Source organism: Bacillus sp. FSL W8-0223 (assembly GCF_038006805.1).
Taxonomy (GTDB): Bacteria; Bacillota; Bacilli; order Bacillales; family DSM-4216; genus Bacillus_O; species Bacillus_O smithii.
On sequence record NZ_JBBOVX010000001.1, the window covers coordinates 1,271,359 to 1,286,009 of the forward strand.

The following is a 14,651-nucleotide window of genomic DNA, read 5'->3' on the forward strand; positions in this document are numbered from 1 at the left end:
AAACGATGCTTATTTATATGAAGATAGTGCAGCATCCAAAGTTATTGAAATGACTGCATTTTTATAGGAAGGGGAAAACAAAATGAAAATTCGTAAAACAGAAATAAACGGAAATGAAACGAATATCTTTATTTACGAAAATAAAAAAGAGGATTACTTCGTCGTTTCTATTCCTGAAATAGAATGGTCCATCTTTTTTACATATGAAGAGGAAAAGGAACCGCTTTTAAGGAAAATGAGTGATTCTTTGTCAAAGGCATTGTCAGAAAACGAATCAGATGAAGTGGCAAAGCGGATTTATCAATGGACAAGAGAGATGTAGGGATGTGAGGTGCCGCTCAATGGAAAGAAAGGGACACCTTATGAAAGAACGGACAGTGGAAACCGCTGTTGCGTCACTGCAATGGTTTATTTTTTTACTTGCCAATTCCATTGTACTTCCTATTGTCGTTGGACAAGTCTACCACTTGTCCGTCGATCAGATTGCCGAACTTTTGCAGCGGACTTTTTTGGTTGTTGGCATATCTTCCCTGCTTTCCGGCTGGATTGGTCACCGATTGCCGGTTGCCGATGGGCCGGCGGGAATTTGGCTTGGCATCTTCGTGTTGATGGGGGAAATGGCAGCCGCGGAGCATTCTCATCCATTCCAAGTTTTACAATTGCTTGAAGGCGGAATGTTAGTTGCGGGAGGGGTATTGCTTGTCATTGGAGCCATGGGGCTGATGAATTATATGCTTGAGTTGTTTACGCCTCTCGTGACAGGAGTCTATTTAATTCTTTTATCACTCCAACTTTCCGGTGTGTTTTTAAAAGGTATGATCGGTGTTGGCGATTCCGGAGGAGAAATAAAAGCAGACCATGTGCTCGTATCTTTTATCGTCTTTGTATTAGTATTTATTTTGTCTGTATGGGGAAGGGGATTTTTCAAAAGTTACGCTGTCCTCATTGGGATTCTTCTCGGCTGGTTAACCTTTATAATGCTAAATGGATTTGAACAAAAGGCTCCGGCTGTCTCTTCAGTTGTCTCATTTCCTAAGTTTTTCGCTTGGGGATGGCCAAAATTGGACGCAGGCATGGCGGTTTCTGCTGTTTTAGTTGCTTTTGTATTAATCAGCAATATTATTGCCAGTGTGGCGGCCATGCAGCAAGTAGTTGATCGGCAAGAGGAAAGGGGAAGACTGAACCGAGCCGGAATCATCAGCGGGGTTAACAATCTGTTGTCTTCCTTATTTTCTACTGTTGGGGTTGTCCCATTGTCCATTTCGGCGGGTTTTGTCCGTATGACGGGCCAAACCCGTATGAAGCCTTATATAATCGGTTGTGTACTTTTGATTGTCAGTTCATTTTTACCGGCTGTCTATCAAGCGTTGTCGCTTTTGCCGGGTCCGATTGCATACGCGGCCATGTTAGTAACATTTACTCAAATGTTGGGAATTGGATTGAATTCTATTTTGAAATCCCCTCTGGATGAAAGACGCTTGACGATTGTCGGCATGTCTCTTTCGCTAGGAACGGCCATTATGTTTTTACCTCAATCTGTGTTTCAAGGGTTGCCGGCCATTGTGCAGTATGTGGTCAGCAACGGTATCATGATTGGAATGCTTCTTGCTTTATTGTTGGAACACATTTGGCGACCGGAAAGGAAGCAAGTGAGCAGATTAGATTAAAGGCCATTTTTCCGTTAGACATGCCGAGATCCTGATTTCAAAGTCTTTTTTATGGTGAAATCACGTTGAAATTCTGATTTTGAAAGAATATGATAGAAAAGGTAACGATCTTAAGGCCATTCTCGGGCCATTTAAGTTGAATTTTGGAAAGGAAATTGATTCTATATGGCATCATTACAGGAAGAAGTCCGTTCGCGAAGAACGTTTGCAATTATTTCTCACCCGGATGCGGGAAAAACCACTCTTACGGAAAAGCTGCTTCTTTTTGGGGGCGCCATTCGGGCAGCAGGAACGGTAAAAGGAAAGAAAACCGGAAAATATGCTACTTCCGATTGGATGGAAATAGAAAAACAAAGAGGAATATCCGTCACTTCGTCCGTTATGCAATTTGAGTATAACGGCTACCGGGTCAATATTTTAGACACACCGGGCCACCAAGATTTTAGCGAGGACACATATCGTACACTCATGGCCGTTGACAGCGCCGTCATGATTATCGATGCGGCGAAAGGGATCGAAGCACAAACGATTAAATTGTTCAAAGTATGCCGCATGCGGGGCATTCCGATCTTCACTTTTATTAATAAGCTTGATCGGCAAGGGAAACCACCGCTTGAACTGTTGTCTGAATTAGAAGAGGTTTTGGGAATCGACTCTTACCCGATGAATTGGCCGATTGGCATGGGTAAAGAGTTCTTTGGAATTTATGACCGTTTTTATCACCGCGTTGAACAATTTCGAGTAGAGGAAGAAGAACGGTTCCTTTCTCTGGATGAAAATGGAGAAATCATCGGCGACCATCCAATAAAAGAATCCGATTTATATACACAAACTTTGGAAGAAATTTTGCTGTTGGATGAAGCGGGAAATGAATTCTCAGAAGAGCGTGTCAGAGAAGGAACATTGACTCCGGTCTTTTTTGGAAGTGCATTGACCAATTTCGGCGTACAAACCTTTTTAGAGACGTATTTGCAATTTGCCCCCGAACCTCAGCCTCGGCTATCTGATCAAGGGGAAATAGATCCTTGCAGTGATCTTTTTTCAGGATTTGTTTTTAAAATCCAGGCCAATATGAATCCCGCTCACCGTGATCGAATTGCGTTTGTTCGAATTTGTTCCGGAAAATTCAATAGAGGGATGTCAGTGACCTTATCCAGAACGGGGAAAAGCATGAAGCTTAGTCAATCTACGCAGTTCTTGGCCGATGATCGCAGTACTGTGGACGAAGCAGTCAGCGGCGATATTATCGGATTATATGATACCGGAACTTATCAAATTGGTGACACGATTGTAGAGGGCAAAAAATTATTTCATTTTGAAAAACTGCCGCAGTTTACGCCGGAGCTGTTCGTTAAAGTGTCTCCAAAAAATGTGATGAAACAAAAAAGTTTCCATAAAGGGATACAGCAGTTAGTTCAAGAAGGAGCCATTCAGCTGTTTAAAACTTATCGCACTGAGGATTATATTCTCGGGGCTGTCGGACAATTGCAATTTGAAGTATTTGAACATCGGATGAAAAACGAATATAACTCAGAAGTATTAATGGAGCCGATGGGGTCCAAAATCGCTCGTTGGATTGAAAATGAAGACGCCGTGAATGATTCTTTATCCAGCAGCCGCAGTTTGCTGGTGAAGGATCGCTTTGACAGAAAGGTCTTTTTATTCGAAAATGATTTCGCACTTCGCTGGTTTCAAGAAAAAAATCCCGATATTCATTTATATAATCCAATGGACTAAAGAAAGAATCTTTTATTGTTGATAAACTTTAAATACTTTTTTGAAGGGGCCGTCGATGGATGGGCCCCTTCAAATTGGAATGGATGATCATGGCGCCGACAGCGGAAAATCTTTTTGCAGCAAAAGGAAAATCCATCTTACAAAGTGAACCTTACACTGGCTGATGTTTAATTTGTCTTAAAACGAATAAACTATGGATAAGCAGAAATCAGGAGGCAGGTTCTATGAGCAGCGGAATTTTTCAACTTCAAGAAGATCAACTGGCTGCCAACCGGCGAAAGAAAATATGAAAAGGCTAACAAAGTTGGAGGCAGTGCTTTGGAGCATCGCGTTTCCCGGCTTTCCTCAGCTTTTAGCTGGTGAATGGGTAAAAGGGATTTTATTGGTTGTATTGGAAATTTACGTTAACCTTCTTAGTCATTTTAACGAAGGCATTATACTTAGTTTTTTAGGAAAAACGAAAAAAGCAGCTGAAATTGTCGATTATCAGTGGCTTATGTTTTATCCGTGTTTGTATATGTTTTCGATGTGGGATGCCTATAAAATGGCTTCGAATGAGAAAGAAAAATATGCGTATTTTCCATTTGTTTTTTCAGCTTATACCGTCACGCTAGGCTTGATTTACTCGCCGAAAGTCTATGTTGGCTCTGCATTTTTAGGTCCAATTTTTACTCCGATGCTCTTTTTGCTTCCTGGCTTGGTCGCCGGTATACTGATGAGAATCTTTTTGTTGCATTTTCAGAAAAAATAATGTTTACAATTTCTGTTTCGAAACATATAATGTTAATAACAATATGAATACCTTGGCTATTAAGTCAAAGGGGAGTAGCAATGGGCTGATTCAGCCTACAACAAAGTCGTCAATTCATGGAGCTTTCCATCGGCTTTGTTGGCATGAACATTGGATCATGCATCGCAAGACCTTTGCCTGTACGATAACGGGCAAAGGTCTTTTTTTGTGAAACTTTTGTAAATCAAGGGAGGAGGAGAAAAATGGATATTGCATTGCTGATGGAATATGGATGGGTTTTGTTGATTCTGGTTGTATTGGAGGGAATTTTGGCAGCTGATAATGCGGTTGTTATGGCCGTGATGGTCAAGCATTTGCCAAAAGAAGAGCAAAAGAAGGCGTTGTTTTACGGTTTGGCCGGAGCGTTTCTTTTCCGCTTTAGCGCCTTGTTTTTAATTTCTTATTTAGTGAATGTCTGGCAAGTTCAAGCCGTCGGAGGATTGTATTTACTGTATATCATGATCAATCATTTAATCAAAAAATGGAAACGTGAGGAGAAAAAATCGGAAAGCCCAAAAAACTTGGAAGGAACCTCTTTTTGGCTGACGGTTCTAAAAGTCGAAATAGCGGATATTGCCTTTGCAATCGATTCGATGTTGGCAGCCGTGGCGATGGCCATCACATTAAGTCCTATTGGCTCGTTCCAAATAGGTGGAATTGACGGCGGACAATTTATCGTCATGTTTCTTGGCGGTATGATTGGGTTAGTGTTAATACGATTTGCCGCTTCTTGGTTCGTCCAGCTGCTAGAAAAATATCCAACATTGGAAACAGCGGCCTTTTTAATTGTGGGGTGGGTTGGTGTAAAATTGATTGTTTTCACGCTTGCTCATCCTAAAATTCATATCCTAGACGAGCATTTTCCGGAATCTATCGGCTGGAAATCCGTTTTCTGGGGTGTTTTGATTGCCATCGCCGTTATTGGTTATGTGGTGTCGCGAAAAAAAGAAATGGTTAAAGAGAATTTTGGTAGACAATAAGAAGAATGAAGACAAGCATTCACAAAAGAGGCGGACTTATTCATATTCGATATGGTCTAGCCTCTTTTGTTATGGTTTTATAGGTTCTGAAAAATGTTTGAAAGCGACTTTTCAAAACCTTCTCAAGAGAAGGTCTTGATCTTGAAATTTCGTTATTGGTTGAACGTCATGATTCTTGATTTTGTGATCCAGCTAGTTCGGATTGGGCATGCTTCACAAGTCGTTTTGTTATTTCTCCACCGACAGACCCGTTGGAGCGGGAAGCAGTGTTGGAGCCTAGCTGTACGCCGAATTCTTCGGCAATTTCATATTTGATGGAATCAAGATATTGTTCAATTCCTGGTATTAATAATTTATTTCGACTGCCTGCCATTGGTGCATCCTCCTTTAAAAACTTTAATATTAGACCATTCGTGTTCAATGGTCCATTCAATTTTATTTTTTCCCCATGACGGCAAATCATGAAACAAAAATTTGGAATAAGCATTTCTTCGTGAACTGTTCGATCTGTTTATTCGTGTGTAGGTCAGGATAATCGTGTTTATTTTGGTCATGATAGAAAATAACCGAATGGAAGGGAGGTACTTTTATTGCCGAAGCGAAAAGCGGAAAAGAATGCGGTGGAAAAATACAGCAAAACACCGAAAGAAAATGTGAAGGAAACGGATTTTTCCGTTGAGTTTGCCAATGGCGAAGAAGCGATCAAACACGCCAACCGCAATTCCAAACAGGGAAGAAAGGGTAGAGGATAATGAAAAAAAAGAAACCTTCATTGCAAGTAGAGTATGGCCTTGAATTTGGAGATGTGAACGCCTCTAAATTATATGATATCACCCATAAAGAAGCGAAAAAAAAGCAAAATAAAAAGAAGGAATGCTGAGCGCTCAGCATTCCTTTTCATGTAAGAAAAAAGAAACAGGTTCACCTGTAGCGGGCTGATAATAGACAAGAAGATAGCTTGGCGAATCGACAATGTTTCCTGTTTGAAAATAATGCTCTATATCGAAAGGAATTTTTTCTAAAATTGTGTGTTTGTACAAATCTTTTTCATCCAGATTGAGGCTTGCAAAGTTTTTGCCTAATAATGTCGGTTCTTCTAATAAGCGTGCATATACCGCTGCCCGTTCTTTTTTATCCAAAACTGTGTTCCACCATGGTTTTCGCGGCTTGTAGCGAGCGTTAGTCAAAAAGTCGTATTTCATGAATCCTTCAATCAAAGGCCATTGTTCTACTCGTTCATTTTGCAGAAATTCTTTAAGCCGTAAGAAAAGGTCTTCTCGTTGATGGCCTATTCTTGACCATTTTCGCTCTTCCCAATAGCTTCCAAACGATTGGAAAAAATCGAATGGAGAAGGAAAAACGTGGGAGACGAGAAATTCTACCGTTTGATCCATTCGATGATCGTTCCAATATTTTTCAAGTACATCTTCCACTTGCTTGATTTTGACAATATCTTCAAAATCCAGAACATGATTTTGCAAAATTTCATACGGAGCATGATCCATATAAATATATCCGTATTTACGGGCGTTGATTCTCAAACCGGTTCCCCGGAGCATTTTTAAAAAACCAAGTTGGAGTTCTTCCGGTCTAAGTGCAAATACGTCGTTGAACGTTTTCCGGAACGATTGGTAATCTTCTTCCGGAAGGCCGGCAATTAAATCTAAATGCTGGTCAATTTTCCCGCCTTCTTTTATCATCGTGACGGTCCGTGTCAGTTTTGCAAAATTTTGTTTTCTTTTCACCAGTTCGTTCGTTAAATCATTGGTCGATTGAACGCCGATTTCAAACCGAAATAATCCAGGGGGTGCTTCACGGTTCAAAAATTCAATCACTTCCGGCCTCATAATGTCTGCGGTGATTTCAAATTGAAACACGGTGCCCGGGAGATGTTCTTCAATTAAAAATTGAAACATATCCATGGCGTAGCTTCGGCTAATATTAAATGTTCGGTCTACAAATTTGATGGTCTTCGCTCCATTCTTCATCAGGTAACGGATATCATCTTTTATTTTTTCACGGTTAAAGTAACGAACTCCCACTTCAATCGAGGAAAGGCAAAACTGGCATTGAAAAGGACATCCACGGCTCGTTTCAATATATACGATCCGGTTGGGAAGATCCGGTATATCCTCTTCGAATCGAAACGGCGACGGCATTTCCCTTAAATCAAACTTGTTTGCAGGGGGATTGATCTGGACTTTACCTTCCTTGATAAATCCGATTCCGGGAACTGTGCTGAAATCTTGATTCCCGTTGATTTCATCAAGCAGCTGTTCAAACGTTTTTTCCCCTTCGCCCATCACAATAAAATCTGCTTCCGGAATTCTTTTGAGCCAATAAGGGACATCGTAAGAAACTTCAGGACCGCCAAGGACAATGATTACATTTGGCATAATTTTTTTGACTAATTTGATTACTTTAATCGTTTCTTCGATATTCCAAATATAGCAGCTAAATCCTAATACATCGGGTTTTCGGTTGAACAAATCGGTCGCAATATTCATGACGGGATCTTTAATGGTATACTCCGCAATTTCCACATTGTATTTTGATTGAACATACGCTTTTAAATAGCGTATCGCCAAGTTCATATGTATAAATTTAGCATTCAATGTACTGACAACTATGCGCATCGATGTTACTCCTTTTTCTATTCGATTTCAATATTTTTTCATTTGTTCAAACGTGCGAAAATCACTAAATCTATTTTATAAAAGTACGGGAAAAAAGGACAACACGTAGAAAAGTTTCCATAATAAATCTCCCTTCCAACATCTGGAAAATTTTTCGTCGCTTGGAAGGGAGACGGTTTTTTGGTATCGTCCAGCTAGTAAAACAAAAAACAATGGTCTTTTTTACTGTTTAGCAGGAAATGTTCATCTTTTTCCGAATACTATTTTATGTACGAAAACGATGCTAGCTTTCCATGTATTTCGATGATTTTTTCAAATGGAGGATCATCTTTTTTAATTTTCCCCACTTCATCTCAATAATTGGTTGTGCGACGGCTGTCATGTAAGAGCTGGACAAAAAGACAGTCAGCAAAAACGATACGATCAGCAAAAGAATGACAGACTCCACCGAATTTTTCATGTCGCTTTCACGGAAAGTTTTGACAAAAAAGCCGTGCAAAAGATACACATATAACGTATTTTTCCCCCAATGAGTAAAGAAAAATTTTCGTTGGGGAACAAAAGCGAAAAAGCAGCAAACCATCAAAATATTAATGGCGTATATGCCGATTCGTAAAACCATCCCGGTAAAGTTATCAGAATGGAGCTGCGCATAAGACTTGGACCCCAAAAGCCAATTTTCATTTAAGTTCGGATGAAAATAAACCGACACCAGGACGGTCAACAAAACCATTAGAAAAAGGATCCTTGCTTTTGTCGTGATGATAGACGAAAAATGTTCTTTCTTTAAATAAAATCCGAGCAAGAAAAACGGAAAGAACACAAACGTCCGTGAAAAACTGAGAACATCCAAATGATCTTCAAAACATCCAACCACAAGGCCCAAAATCAAAGAAATAAAAAGAGAAAGACTTTCTTTTAATTGAAAGATTTTCACGAACAAAATCAGCAGCACATTCCAGAAAAATAAACTGAGCAAAAACCACAAGGACCATTGTGGAACGAACGGCTCGATTTGAAAAGTATGTTCTTGGTAAAGGAAATAGTAAAAAATGGTATATATCATTTGGAAGATCAAATAAGGAATCAATAATTTTTTCGCCAATTTTTTTACATATCCTTTTTTGTAAAACCCTTTAGCGAAATAGCCGGAAACGAGTGTAAACGCCGGCATATGGAACGTATAAATGGTCATGTACAAGGCTGTAATCACGGAATTGTCATGAATATAAGACTGTATGATATGACCGAAAACAACGAAAAAGATGAGTATAAATTTTGCGTTGTCAAAGTAGAAATCTCTTTTTGACATTCGAATGATCACCTTCATTATGAAGTATCCATCATGGCGCAAAGGCCAAAAACATTTATAGTTATACCCTAACAACCACTCATATAAACCCGATTGATTAAGGAATGAACGTTTAGTGTTTTCAAAACTTAGGAGGCGAAGGAATGGAAAAGAAGGAGAAACGGCAAAAGGTCGCAGAACGGCTGTCCGATGAGAACACTTTACAATTCTATCAAAAGATACTGGAAGGCTCAAGGGAAGCTATCATTGTCACTACTATGGACTCAAAAATCATATATGCCAATCAAGCGGCTGCTGATTTGGTGCATTTGACGAAACGTGAATTGATGGAGCATGAATGGAAGGATTTTTTTCCGGCTGTTCCAGAGGAAATTTTGGTTTATTTTAAAGAGGAGCTGCATGAACACGGTAAACTGGAAGACGAAACGGTCCTTCATTTAAAAGATGGCACGATGAAATTTGTGCAAATCACGATTCAACGCGATGAAAATCTCCAGATGGTTATATACTATTTGCGTGACATCACCTACTTAAAAGAAAAAGATCGCTTTGCTGTTACGACTTCCATGATGTTGAGAAATATTTACAGACACGCATCGAATGCTATTCTTCTGTTTGACTGCCAAGGCAACATATTGGATGTGAATCCTGCGTTCTGCCGAGAAATGTCTGTTACCATGTCGGAAGCAAAAACGAGAACGGTTGCTTCTTTTGTTCCAAAAGAATATCAAAACCAATTTGAAGAGATTCAAGAGATGATTCAGCTGGGGAGAAAAACAGTCGGAGAAATCCCGATGATCCATGCCAACGGTATGACGATTTTTGATTATATTGTGATTCCCGTCAAAGACTTAGGGATCAATTTGGCGATCATGCAAGGCATGAACGAACATGAGCAGATGGAAATCAGATTAAAAAAAAGCGAAAAAATGTTTGAGGAATTGTTTAATGAAGCTGTAGATGCGATCGTGTTTTGGAACCGGGATGGTTCGATCATTAAAGCGAACCGCTCAGCGCTGAAGGTGTTTGAATGCACTTTAGAAGAACTGCTCAACAGAAACCTTATTGATTTTATTGATAACATAGATGACTACGAGAAAGTGATTAAGCAGCTGAACCGAGATGGACAAGCCAGGGAAGAAATGCTTTTTCAAATGCCTAATGGACAAAAGAAGCATCTGGAATTTACAGTGAAAATGCCATCCGATGGACAATATCATCTTAGTATTTTCCGAAATGTCAGTGACCGTTATCGGATGGAAAAAGAATTGAGAGAGAGTGAAGAGCGTTTTCGCAAAGTTTTTGAAGAATCGATGGACGGCATGATTTTATGGGACGAACATTATGTGATTAAAGATATTAATCATGTGGCTTGCCGCTTGTTAAAAGCGGAAAAAGAAACGTTCCTGAATCAGGACGTAAGGGACGTTATGAAATCTTATGCCAGTAGAGAAGAAGAGAGAAATTACTTTTGTCAGGTAAAAAAACATGGACAGGCGAAATTGCTTTTAACGAAAAAATGCGGTGAGGAGACGAAATATTTTGAGCTGGCTTCCAAACTATATTTAAATACTCATCTGAATTTAACGGTGATTCGGGACGTGACGGAACAAATCAAAATACAGGAGCAGTTGAGAAAATCGGATACGTTGAATGTGGTCGGCGAGCTGGCGGCAGGCATCGCCCATGAAATCCGGAATCCCTTGACGGCGATGAAAGGGTTTATCCAACTGTTGGAGCATAATTTAAATGGTCAATATGCAATGTATTTTGAAGTCATTAAAACAGAATTGGAAAGAATTGAATCGATCATTACCGAGTTTTTAATATTGGCCAAGCCTCAAGCGGTTCAATTCCAAAAAGTCGATATCGGAAAAGTCATCAGACATACAGTTGACCTCCTTACGCCACAGGCCTTAATGACCAATGTTCAGCTTATTATGGAAATGGATCAAAACTTGCCGGTTGTTTATGCGGAATCCAATCAATTAAAACAAGTATTTATCAATATTATTAAAAATGCCATTGAAGTGATGCCAAAAGGCGGGAATGTCTTGATTCAAAGCAAAGTGGAAAAAGAGTATATTTGTATTATGATATCGGATGAAGGGACGGGCATTCCGGAAGAAAAGATCAAGAAGCTAGGCGAGCCGTTTTACACGACAAAAGAACGGGGGACGGGGCTTGGTTTAATGGTCAGCTTCAAAATCATTAAAGAACATAATGGAAAAGTGGAAGTAAAAAGTAGTGTTGGCAAGGGAACAACATTTTATATTTATTTGCCTGTTAAAAAGGAGTAAGAGAGAAAGATGAAATTATTTTTAACGATGAACAGTCCGATCGGAAATTTGACGATCGTATCGAGCAGAGAACGAATCATCGGACTGGAATTTGGTGAAAAAGCGGAAAATGAAGAGATAAAGAAAGCGGAAAAAGACGCCTTATTATTGGAGGCCAGAGGACAGCTTTTGGAGTATTTTGACGGAAAAAGAAAGGTTTTTCAGCTTCCAATTTTTCTGAAAGGAACGGAATTTCAGCTTAAAGTATGGAACGAACTTCTTCATATTCCTTATGGAGAAACAAGAAGCTATCAAGAGATTGCGGCAGCGATTGGCAATAAGAATGCCGTCAGAGCGGTAGGACAAGCGAATAAAGCCAATCCGATGCCGATCATTATCCCTTGTCATCGAGTGATCGGGAAAAACAATCAGTTGATTGGTTATGCCGGAAAACAAATTGATAAAAAAGCCATTCTTTTAGAACTCGAGAAAACGAGTCTGTTTATGATGGTGTGACAGTTTTATGGAGATGTATATGTTTGGGATTTCAAACGTATGAGAGAGTTTTTCTTCAAAATGGGATGAAAGATTCAGACGGATCAATCAAAATATGTCAAAATATGATCAGTAATGCCATTTTATGTCTTATTTTTCCGAACCTATTTACATTTTCGAAAAATCTTGAGATAATCCTACGGTAAAATACTTATGAAATGCGAGAGATGAGAGAATTTAGCGGATCTCGAAGCGTTTATGATACGGCTGTGTTGGAAAAAAAGAATAATCTGGGGGAAGTAAAGTGAGTGATTGTTTTTGGTATGATCAGGCGTATTTGATGGAAAAAATTCAGGAAAAACGAGAAGAGATGATTCGGCTTGGCAGTTTAATGGGACTTGATGCTAAAGAAACCATTCAATGCAGCCAAGAATTGGATCAGCTTTTGAATCGTTATCAATACTTCTACGACAAAACGCAAACCAATACGATCAAAAGATACCGGTCCGGAAAAAAAGTGGCAGTCCGTATTCGAGAAGCGACATTTTCTTCTTGTATGGCCAGTATGGTCTGACACTGTGGATAGCTAAGCCAGGCAGGAGAAGATTCCCTTCCTGGCTTTTTTGTTATTTCGTTATATCATCCCTTGTATCTTCTTTTAGCGGCAAAGTAATCCGAACTTGGGTGCCTATTTTGAGCTTGCTTTCAATCGCAATTTCTCCGCCAAAAGATTCAATGATACGTTTACATACGACCAGGCCGAGCCCTGTTCCATTTTCTTTCGATGTAAAAAACGGGGTAAAAATCTTTTCCAAGTTTTCTTGAGAGATCCCCTCTCCGTTATCGGCGATCGTAATCAAACAAGAACGGCTTGCTTTCGTGACGGTTAATTGGAGAATTCCCCCATCTTTCATCGCCTCAAGAGCATTTTTGGTTAAATTTAAGAGCACTTGCTTCATCTGATCCACCGTGCAGTATAGAATCGCAGGCTCATCTGGAAGTGAATACTCATATTGAACGTTGTATAAGTTTGCTTCTGAATAAATCAATGGATTCAAATCAACAATAATGTCACGAATATCGGTGTACGACATTTTTTGAACCGTCGGCTTTCCTAAAATAAGAAATTCGCTGACAATTTGATTGATGCGGGCAATTTCTTTATTAATAACCGAAAAATAAAAACGATCCGTTTGATCTTGATATTTCTCGCTTAAAAGTTGAACAAGCCCTTTAATTCCCGTTAAAGGATTTCGAATTTCATGAGCAATGCCGGCCGCAAGCGTTCCTATCAATTCCAGTTTTTGAGCCTCGATTTGAACCCGTTCCAGTTTCGTTTGTCTTTTGAGCATAAAATATTTAAAGACAAGGAAAAGAATATGAAAAAAAATAAACGGAATGATAGCAAATAAGATGGTTGAACGAATCACATCCCGATAATAACGGTTGTCTGCCGTAAGAACAATATTCCAAGGCAATTGCTCAAGCGGATAACGAATCTTATTTTCTGTATCGTTATTTTTCGGTGGTTTGTTGACAGTAAAAATGGTCTTTCCTTTTGAATTCTCAAATGATATAGCCTGATCGGGAGTCAATTGTTTCATGATATTTCTTATATAATCGACTTGTATATGGGCTACCAGCACCGCTATGACTTTATTATTCGACAAAATGGGAGAAGCGGCGGCAATAACATGCTGATTATCAATCTTTTCCTGATGATCGGATACGACCGTATGTTTGGTTAAAAGAACTTCTCGAAAGTAGTCCATATATCTAAAGTTATAGTGTTTTAACAAGTCGTTTGTTCCGGTGACCACGTTGCCTTTTAAATCTAGAATATACATTCCTCCATAACGCGGATCCTGATTTTGAGTCTTTTTTAAGATCATTTTGACTGAATCCAAATCATTCAGCATCGGATCCAGACTATAAGCTAAAATGTTTAATCCCGTGATCGTTTCCCCAATAAATTGATCGATTTGGTTTTGATGAATGGAGGCGATCCATTCAATATGTTGACGATAATTGTCTCTTTCATTGTCTAATAAAATACGGTAGAACAGCATGATGGTTAGAATACTTGGGACCACCACAACCCAAAAATAAATCCATTTTTGTTTTTTCTTATTTATTCGCATCAAAATTCGCCCTTACTATTATGGTTCCCGCAGATTCGTGATTCAATGATCTCTTCTGCGATGTTGAAATCTACTTTATTATATCAGAAACTTTGAAATGAGAAGTGCTAGAAAAAAACCTTTGGAAAAAAAGTCAAAATGAGAGAAAATCAATCGTTTGATGTTGTTTTCCCTTTAAAATGATCGAAAAAAAGTAATTTGAATATAAGCATCTTTTAATAGGAGCAAACGTTTAAACTTGACAAGGTGAAATCAATCTGATGGGATATGTATAAAACAGAAGGAGTGGTTGTGTTTTTACAGGATTTCTGCATGACCTTTTGACAGACGAAAGAAGAAATGGAAAGCGGCTTATATTTTAAAAAGCAGAAGAGAACCGGAAATGGTTTGCGAGCATTCATGGACGATTTATTTGTAGGAGAAGACGTCAAAAATGGCGCTTTCAGCGGTCTACAGTGATTTTCCGATTGAAAAATAAAAAATTGGCATGACCACTTTGTTTATTCACCCAAAGTCTAAGTAATATAATGTTGATATGCAGGAAGGAATTTTGATCAATATTGCGAAACCACATGGCCAAAGAATGGAAAGATTATGTTACAATGAGGAAAAAG

At 39.1% G+C, this 14,651-nt stretch carries 14 protein-coding genes; 10 read left to right on the forward strand and 4 right to left on the reverse strand.

The window, feature by feature from the left end; genetic code table 11:
- Positions 1 to 82 precede the first annotated feature (82 nt).
- The 5 genes from NST81_RS06300 (at position 83) to NST81_RS06320 (ending at position 5,174) form a co-directional block, all read left to right on the forward strand.
- The gene (locus tag NST81_RS06300; protein WP_048623027.1) at positions 83 to 322 is read left to right on the forward strand and encodes a YueH family protein; all 240 of its coding nucleotides are present in this window, start codon (positions 83 to 85) and stop codon (positions 320 to 322) included.
- Between the two features lie 40 nt (positions 323 to 362).
- On the forward strand, positions 363 to 1,667 hold the full coding sequence (locus NST81_RS06305; RefSeq protein WP_341028952.1) for a purine/pyrimidine permease: 1,305 nt from the start codon (positions 363 to 365) through the stop codon (positions 1,665 to 1,667).
- 165 nt (positions 1,668 to 1,832) lie between these two features.
- Complete coding sequence (locus tag NST81_RS06310; protein WP_327797657.1) at positions 1,833 to 3,404, forward strand: peptide chain release factor 3; 1,572 nt, start codon at positions 1,833 to 1,835, stop codon at positions 3,402 to 3,404.
- Between the two features lie 286 nt (positions 3,405 to 3,690).
- Entirely contained in the window at positions 3,691 to 4,155 is a 465-nt protein-coding gene (locus tag NST81_RS06315) for a hypothetical protein (RefSeq protein WP_048623030.1), read from the forward strand.
- A 242-nt stretch (positions 4,156 to 4,397) separates the two neighbouring features.
- Positions 4,398 to 5,174, forward strand: a complete 777-nt coding sequence (locus NST81_RS06320; RefSeq protein ID WP_048623031.1) for a TerC family protein — start codon at positions 4,398 to 4,400, stop codon at positions 5,172 to 5,174.
- 166 nt (positions 5,175 to 5,340) lie between these two features.
- On the opposite strand, the gene NST81_RS06325 is transcribed toward NST81_RS06320, so the two are convergent.
- A complete protein-coding gene (locus NST81_RS06325) occupies positions 5,341 to 5,547 on the reverse strand; it encodes an alpha/beta-type small acid-soluble spore protein (protein WP_003354995.1) in 207 nt (68 codons plus the stop codon).
- Positions 5,548 to 5,764: 217 nt separating this feature from the next.
- Here NST81_RS06325 and NST81_RS06330 point away from each other — a divergent pair, with 217 nt between their 5' ends.
- Positions 5,765 to 5,926 carry a hypothetical protein gene (locus NST81_RS06330; RefSeq protein WP_003354994.1) on the forward strand — a complete coding sequence of 54 codons (162 nt, stop codon included), beginning with the start codon at positions 5,765 to 5,767 and terminating at the stop codon, positions 5,924 to 5,926.
- Positions 5,926 to 6,054 carry a hypothetical protein gene (locus tag NST81_RS06335; protein ID WP_003354993.1) on the forward strand — a complete coding sequence of 43 codons (129 nt, stop codon included), beginning with the start codon at positions 5,926 to 5,928 and terminating at the stop codon, positions 6,052 to 6,054. Before NST81_RS06330 ends, NST81_RS06335 begins: the two co-directional genes overlap by 1 nt.
- Before the next feature lie 4 nt (positions 6,055 to 6,058).
- On the opposite strand, the gene NST81_RS06340 is transcribed toward NST81_RS06335, so the two are convergent.
- Both NST81_RS06340 and NST81_RS06345 read right to left on the reverse strand, forming a co-directional pair.
- Positions 6,059 to 7,810: a B12-binding domain-containing radical SAM protein gene (locus NST81_RS06340; RefSeq protein WP_341028955.1), complete on the reverse strand. Its 1,752-nt coding sequence runs from the start codon at positions 7,808 to 7,810 to the stop codon at positions 6,059 to 6,061.
- Positions 7,811 to 8,093: 283 nt separating this feature from the next.
- Positions 8,094 to 9,122 carry an acyltransferase family protein gene (locus NST81_RS06345; protein ID WP_040340829.1) on the reverse strand — a complete coding sequence of 343 codons (1,029 nt, stop codon included), beginning with the start codon at positions 9,120 to 9,122 and terminating at the stop codon, positions 8,094 to 8,096.
- Between the two features lie 143 nt (positions 9,123 to 9,265).
- On the opposite strand from NST81_RS06345, the gene NST81_RS06350 reads away from it, so the two are divergent.
- From NST81_RS06350 to NST81_RS06360, 3 genes are all read left to right on the forward strand, one after another.
- On the forward strand, positions 9,266 to 11,422 hold the full coding sequence (locus NST81_RS06350; protein WP_327797661.1) for a PAS domain S-box protein: 2,157 nt from the start codon (positions 9,266 to 9,268) through the stop codon (positions 11,420 to 11,422).
- 9 nt (positions 11,423 to 11,431) lie between these two features.
- Positions 11,432 to 11,917: a methylated-DNA--[protein]-cysteine S-methyltransferase gene (locus tag NST81_RS06355; RefSeq protein WP_048623034.1), complete on the forward strand. Its 486-nt coding sequence runs from the start codon at positions 11,432 to 11,434 to the stop codon at positions 11,915 to 11,917.
- 283 nt (positions 11,918 to 12,200) lie between these two features.
- Entirely contained in the window at positions 12,201 to 12,470 is a 270-nt protein-coding gene (locus NST81_RS06360) for an aspartyl-phosphate phosphatase Spo0E family protein (RefSeq protein WP_048623035.1), read from the forward strand.
- Positions 12,471 to 12,522: 52 nt separating this feature from the next.
- Here NST81_RS06360 and NST81_RS06365 read toward each other — a convergent pair whose 3' ends face one another.
- The gene (locus NST81_RS06365; protein ID WP_048623036.1) at positions 12,523 to 14,037 is read right to left on the reverse strand and encodes an ATP-binding protein; all 1,515 of its coding nucleotides are present in this window, start codon (positions 14,035 to 14,037) and stop codon (positions 12,523 to 12,525) included.
- Between the last annotated feature and the right edge of the window lie 614 nt (positions 14,038 to 14,651).

Bases quoted from the DNA above. Each gene is read 5' to 3' on its own strand.
- NST81_RS06315 (WP_048623030.1), top strand. From the start codon at position 3,691: ATGAAAAGGCTAACAAAGTTGGAGGCAGTGCTTTGGAGCATCGCGTTT.
- NST81_RS06325 (WP_003354995.1), bottom strand. From the start codon at position 5,547: ATGGCAGGCAGTCGAAATAAATTATTAATACCAGGAATTGAACAATAT.
- NST81_RS06345 (WP_040340829.1), bottom strand. From the start codon at position 9,122: ATGTCAAAAAGAGATTTCTACTTTGACAACGCAAAATTTATACTCATC.
- NST81_RS06305 (WP_341028952.1), top strand. From the start codon at position 363: ATGAAAGAACGGACAGTGGAAACCGCTGTTGCGTCACTGCAATGGTTT.
- NST81_RS06300 (WP_048623027.1), top strand. From the start codon at position 83: ATGAAAATTCGTAAAACAGAAATAAACGGAAATGAAACGAATATCTTT.
- NST81_RS06320 (WP_048623031.1), top strand. From the start codon at position 4,398: ATGGATATTGCATTGCTGATGGAATATGGATGGGTTTTGTTGATTCTG.
- NST81_RS06355 (WP_048623034.1), top strand. From the start codon at position 11,432: ATGAAATTATTTTTAACGATGAACAGTCCGATCGGAAATTTGACGATC.
- NST81_RS06310 (WP_327797657.1), top strand. From the start codon at position 1,833: ATGGCATCATTACAGGAAGAAGTCCGTTCGCGAAGAACGTTTGCAATT.
- NST81_RS06350 (WP_327797661.1), top strand. From the start codon at position 9,266: ATGGAAAAGAAGGAGAAACGGCAAAAGGTCGCAGAACGGCTGTCCGAT.
- NST81_RS06335 (WP_003354993.1), top strand. From the start codon at position 5,926: ATGAAAAAAAAGAAACCTTCATTGCAAGTAGAGTATGGCCTTGAATTT.
- NST81_RS06365 (WP_048623036.1), bottom strand. From the start codon at position 14,037: ATGCGAATAAATAAGAAAAAACAAAAATGGATTTATTTTTGGGTTGTG.
- NST81_RS06340 (WP_341028955.1), bottom strand. From the start codon at position 7,810: ATGCGCATAGTTGTCAGTACATTGAATGCTAAATTTATACATATGAAC.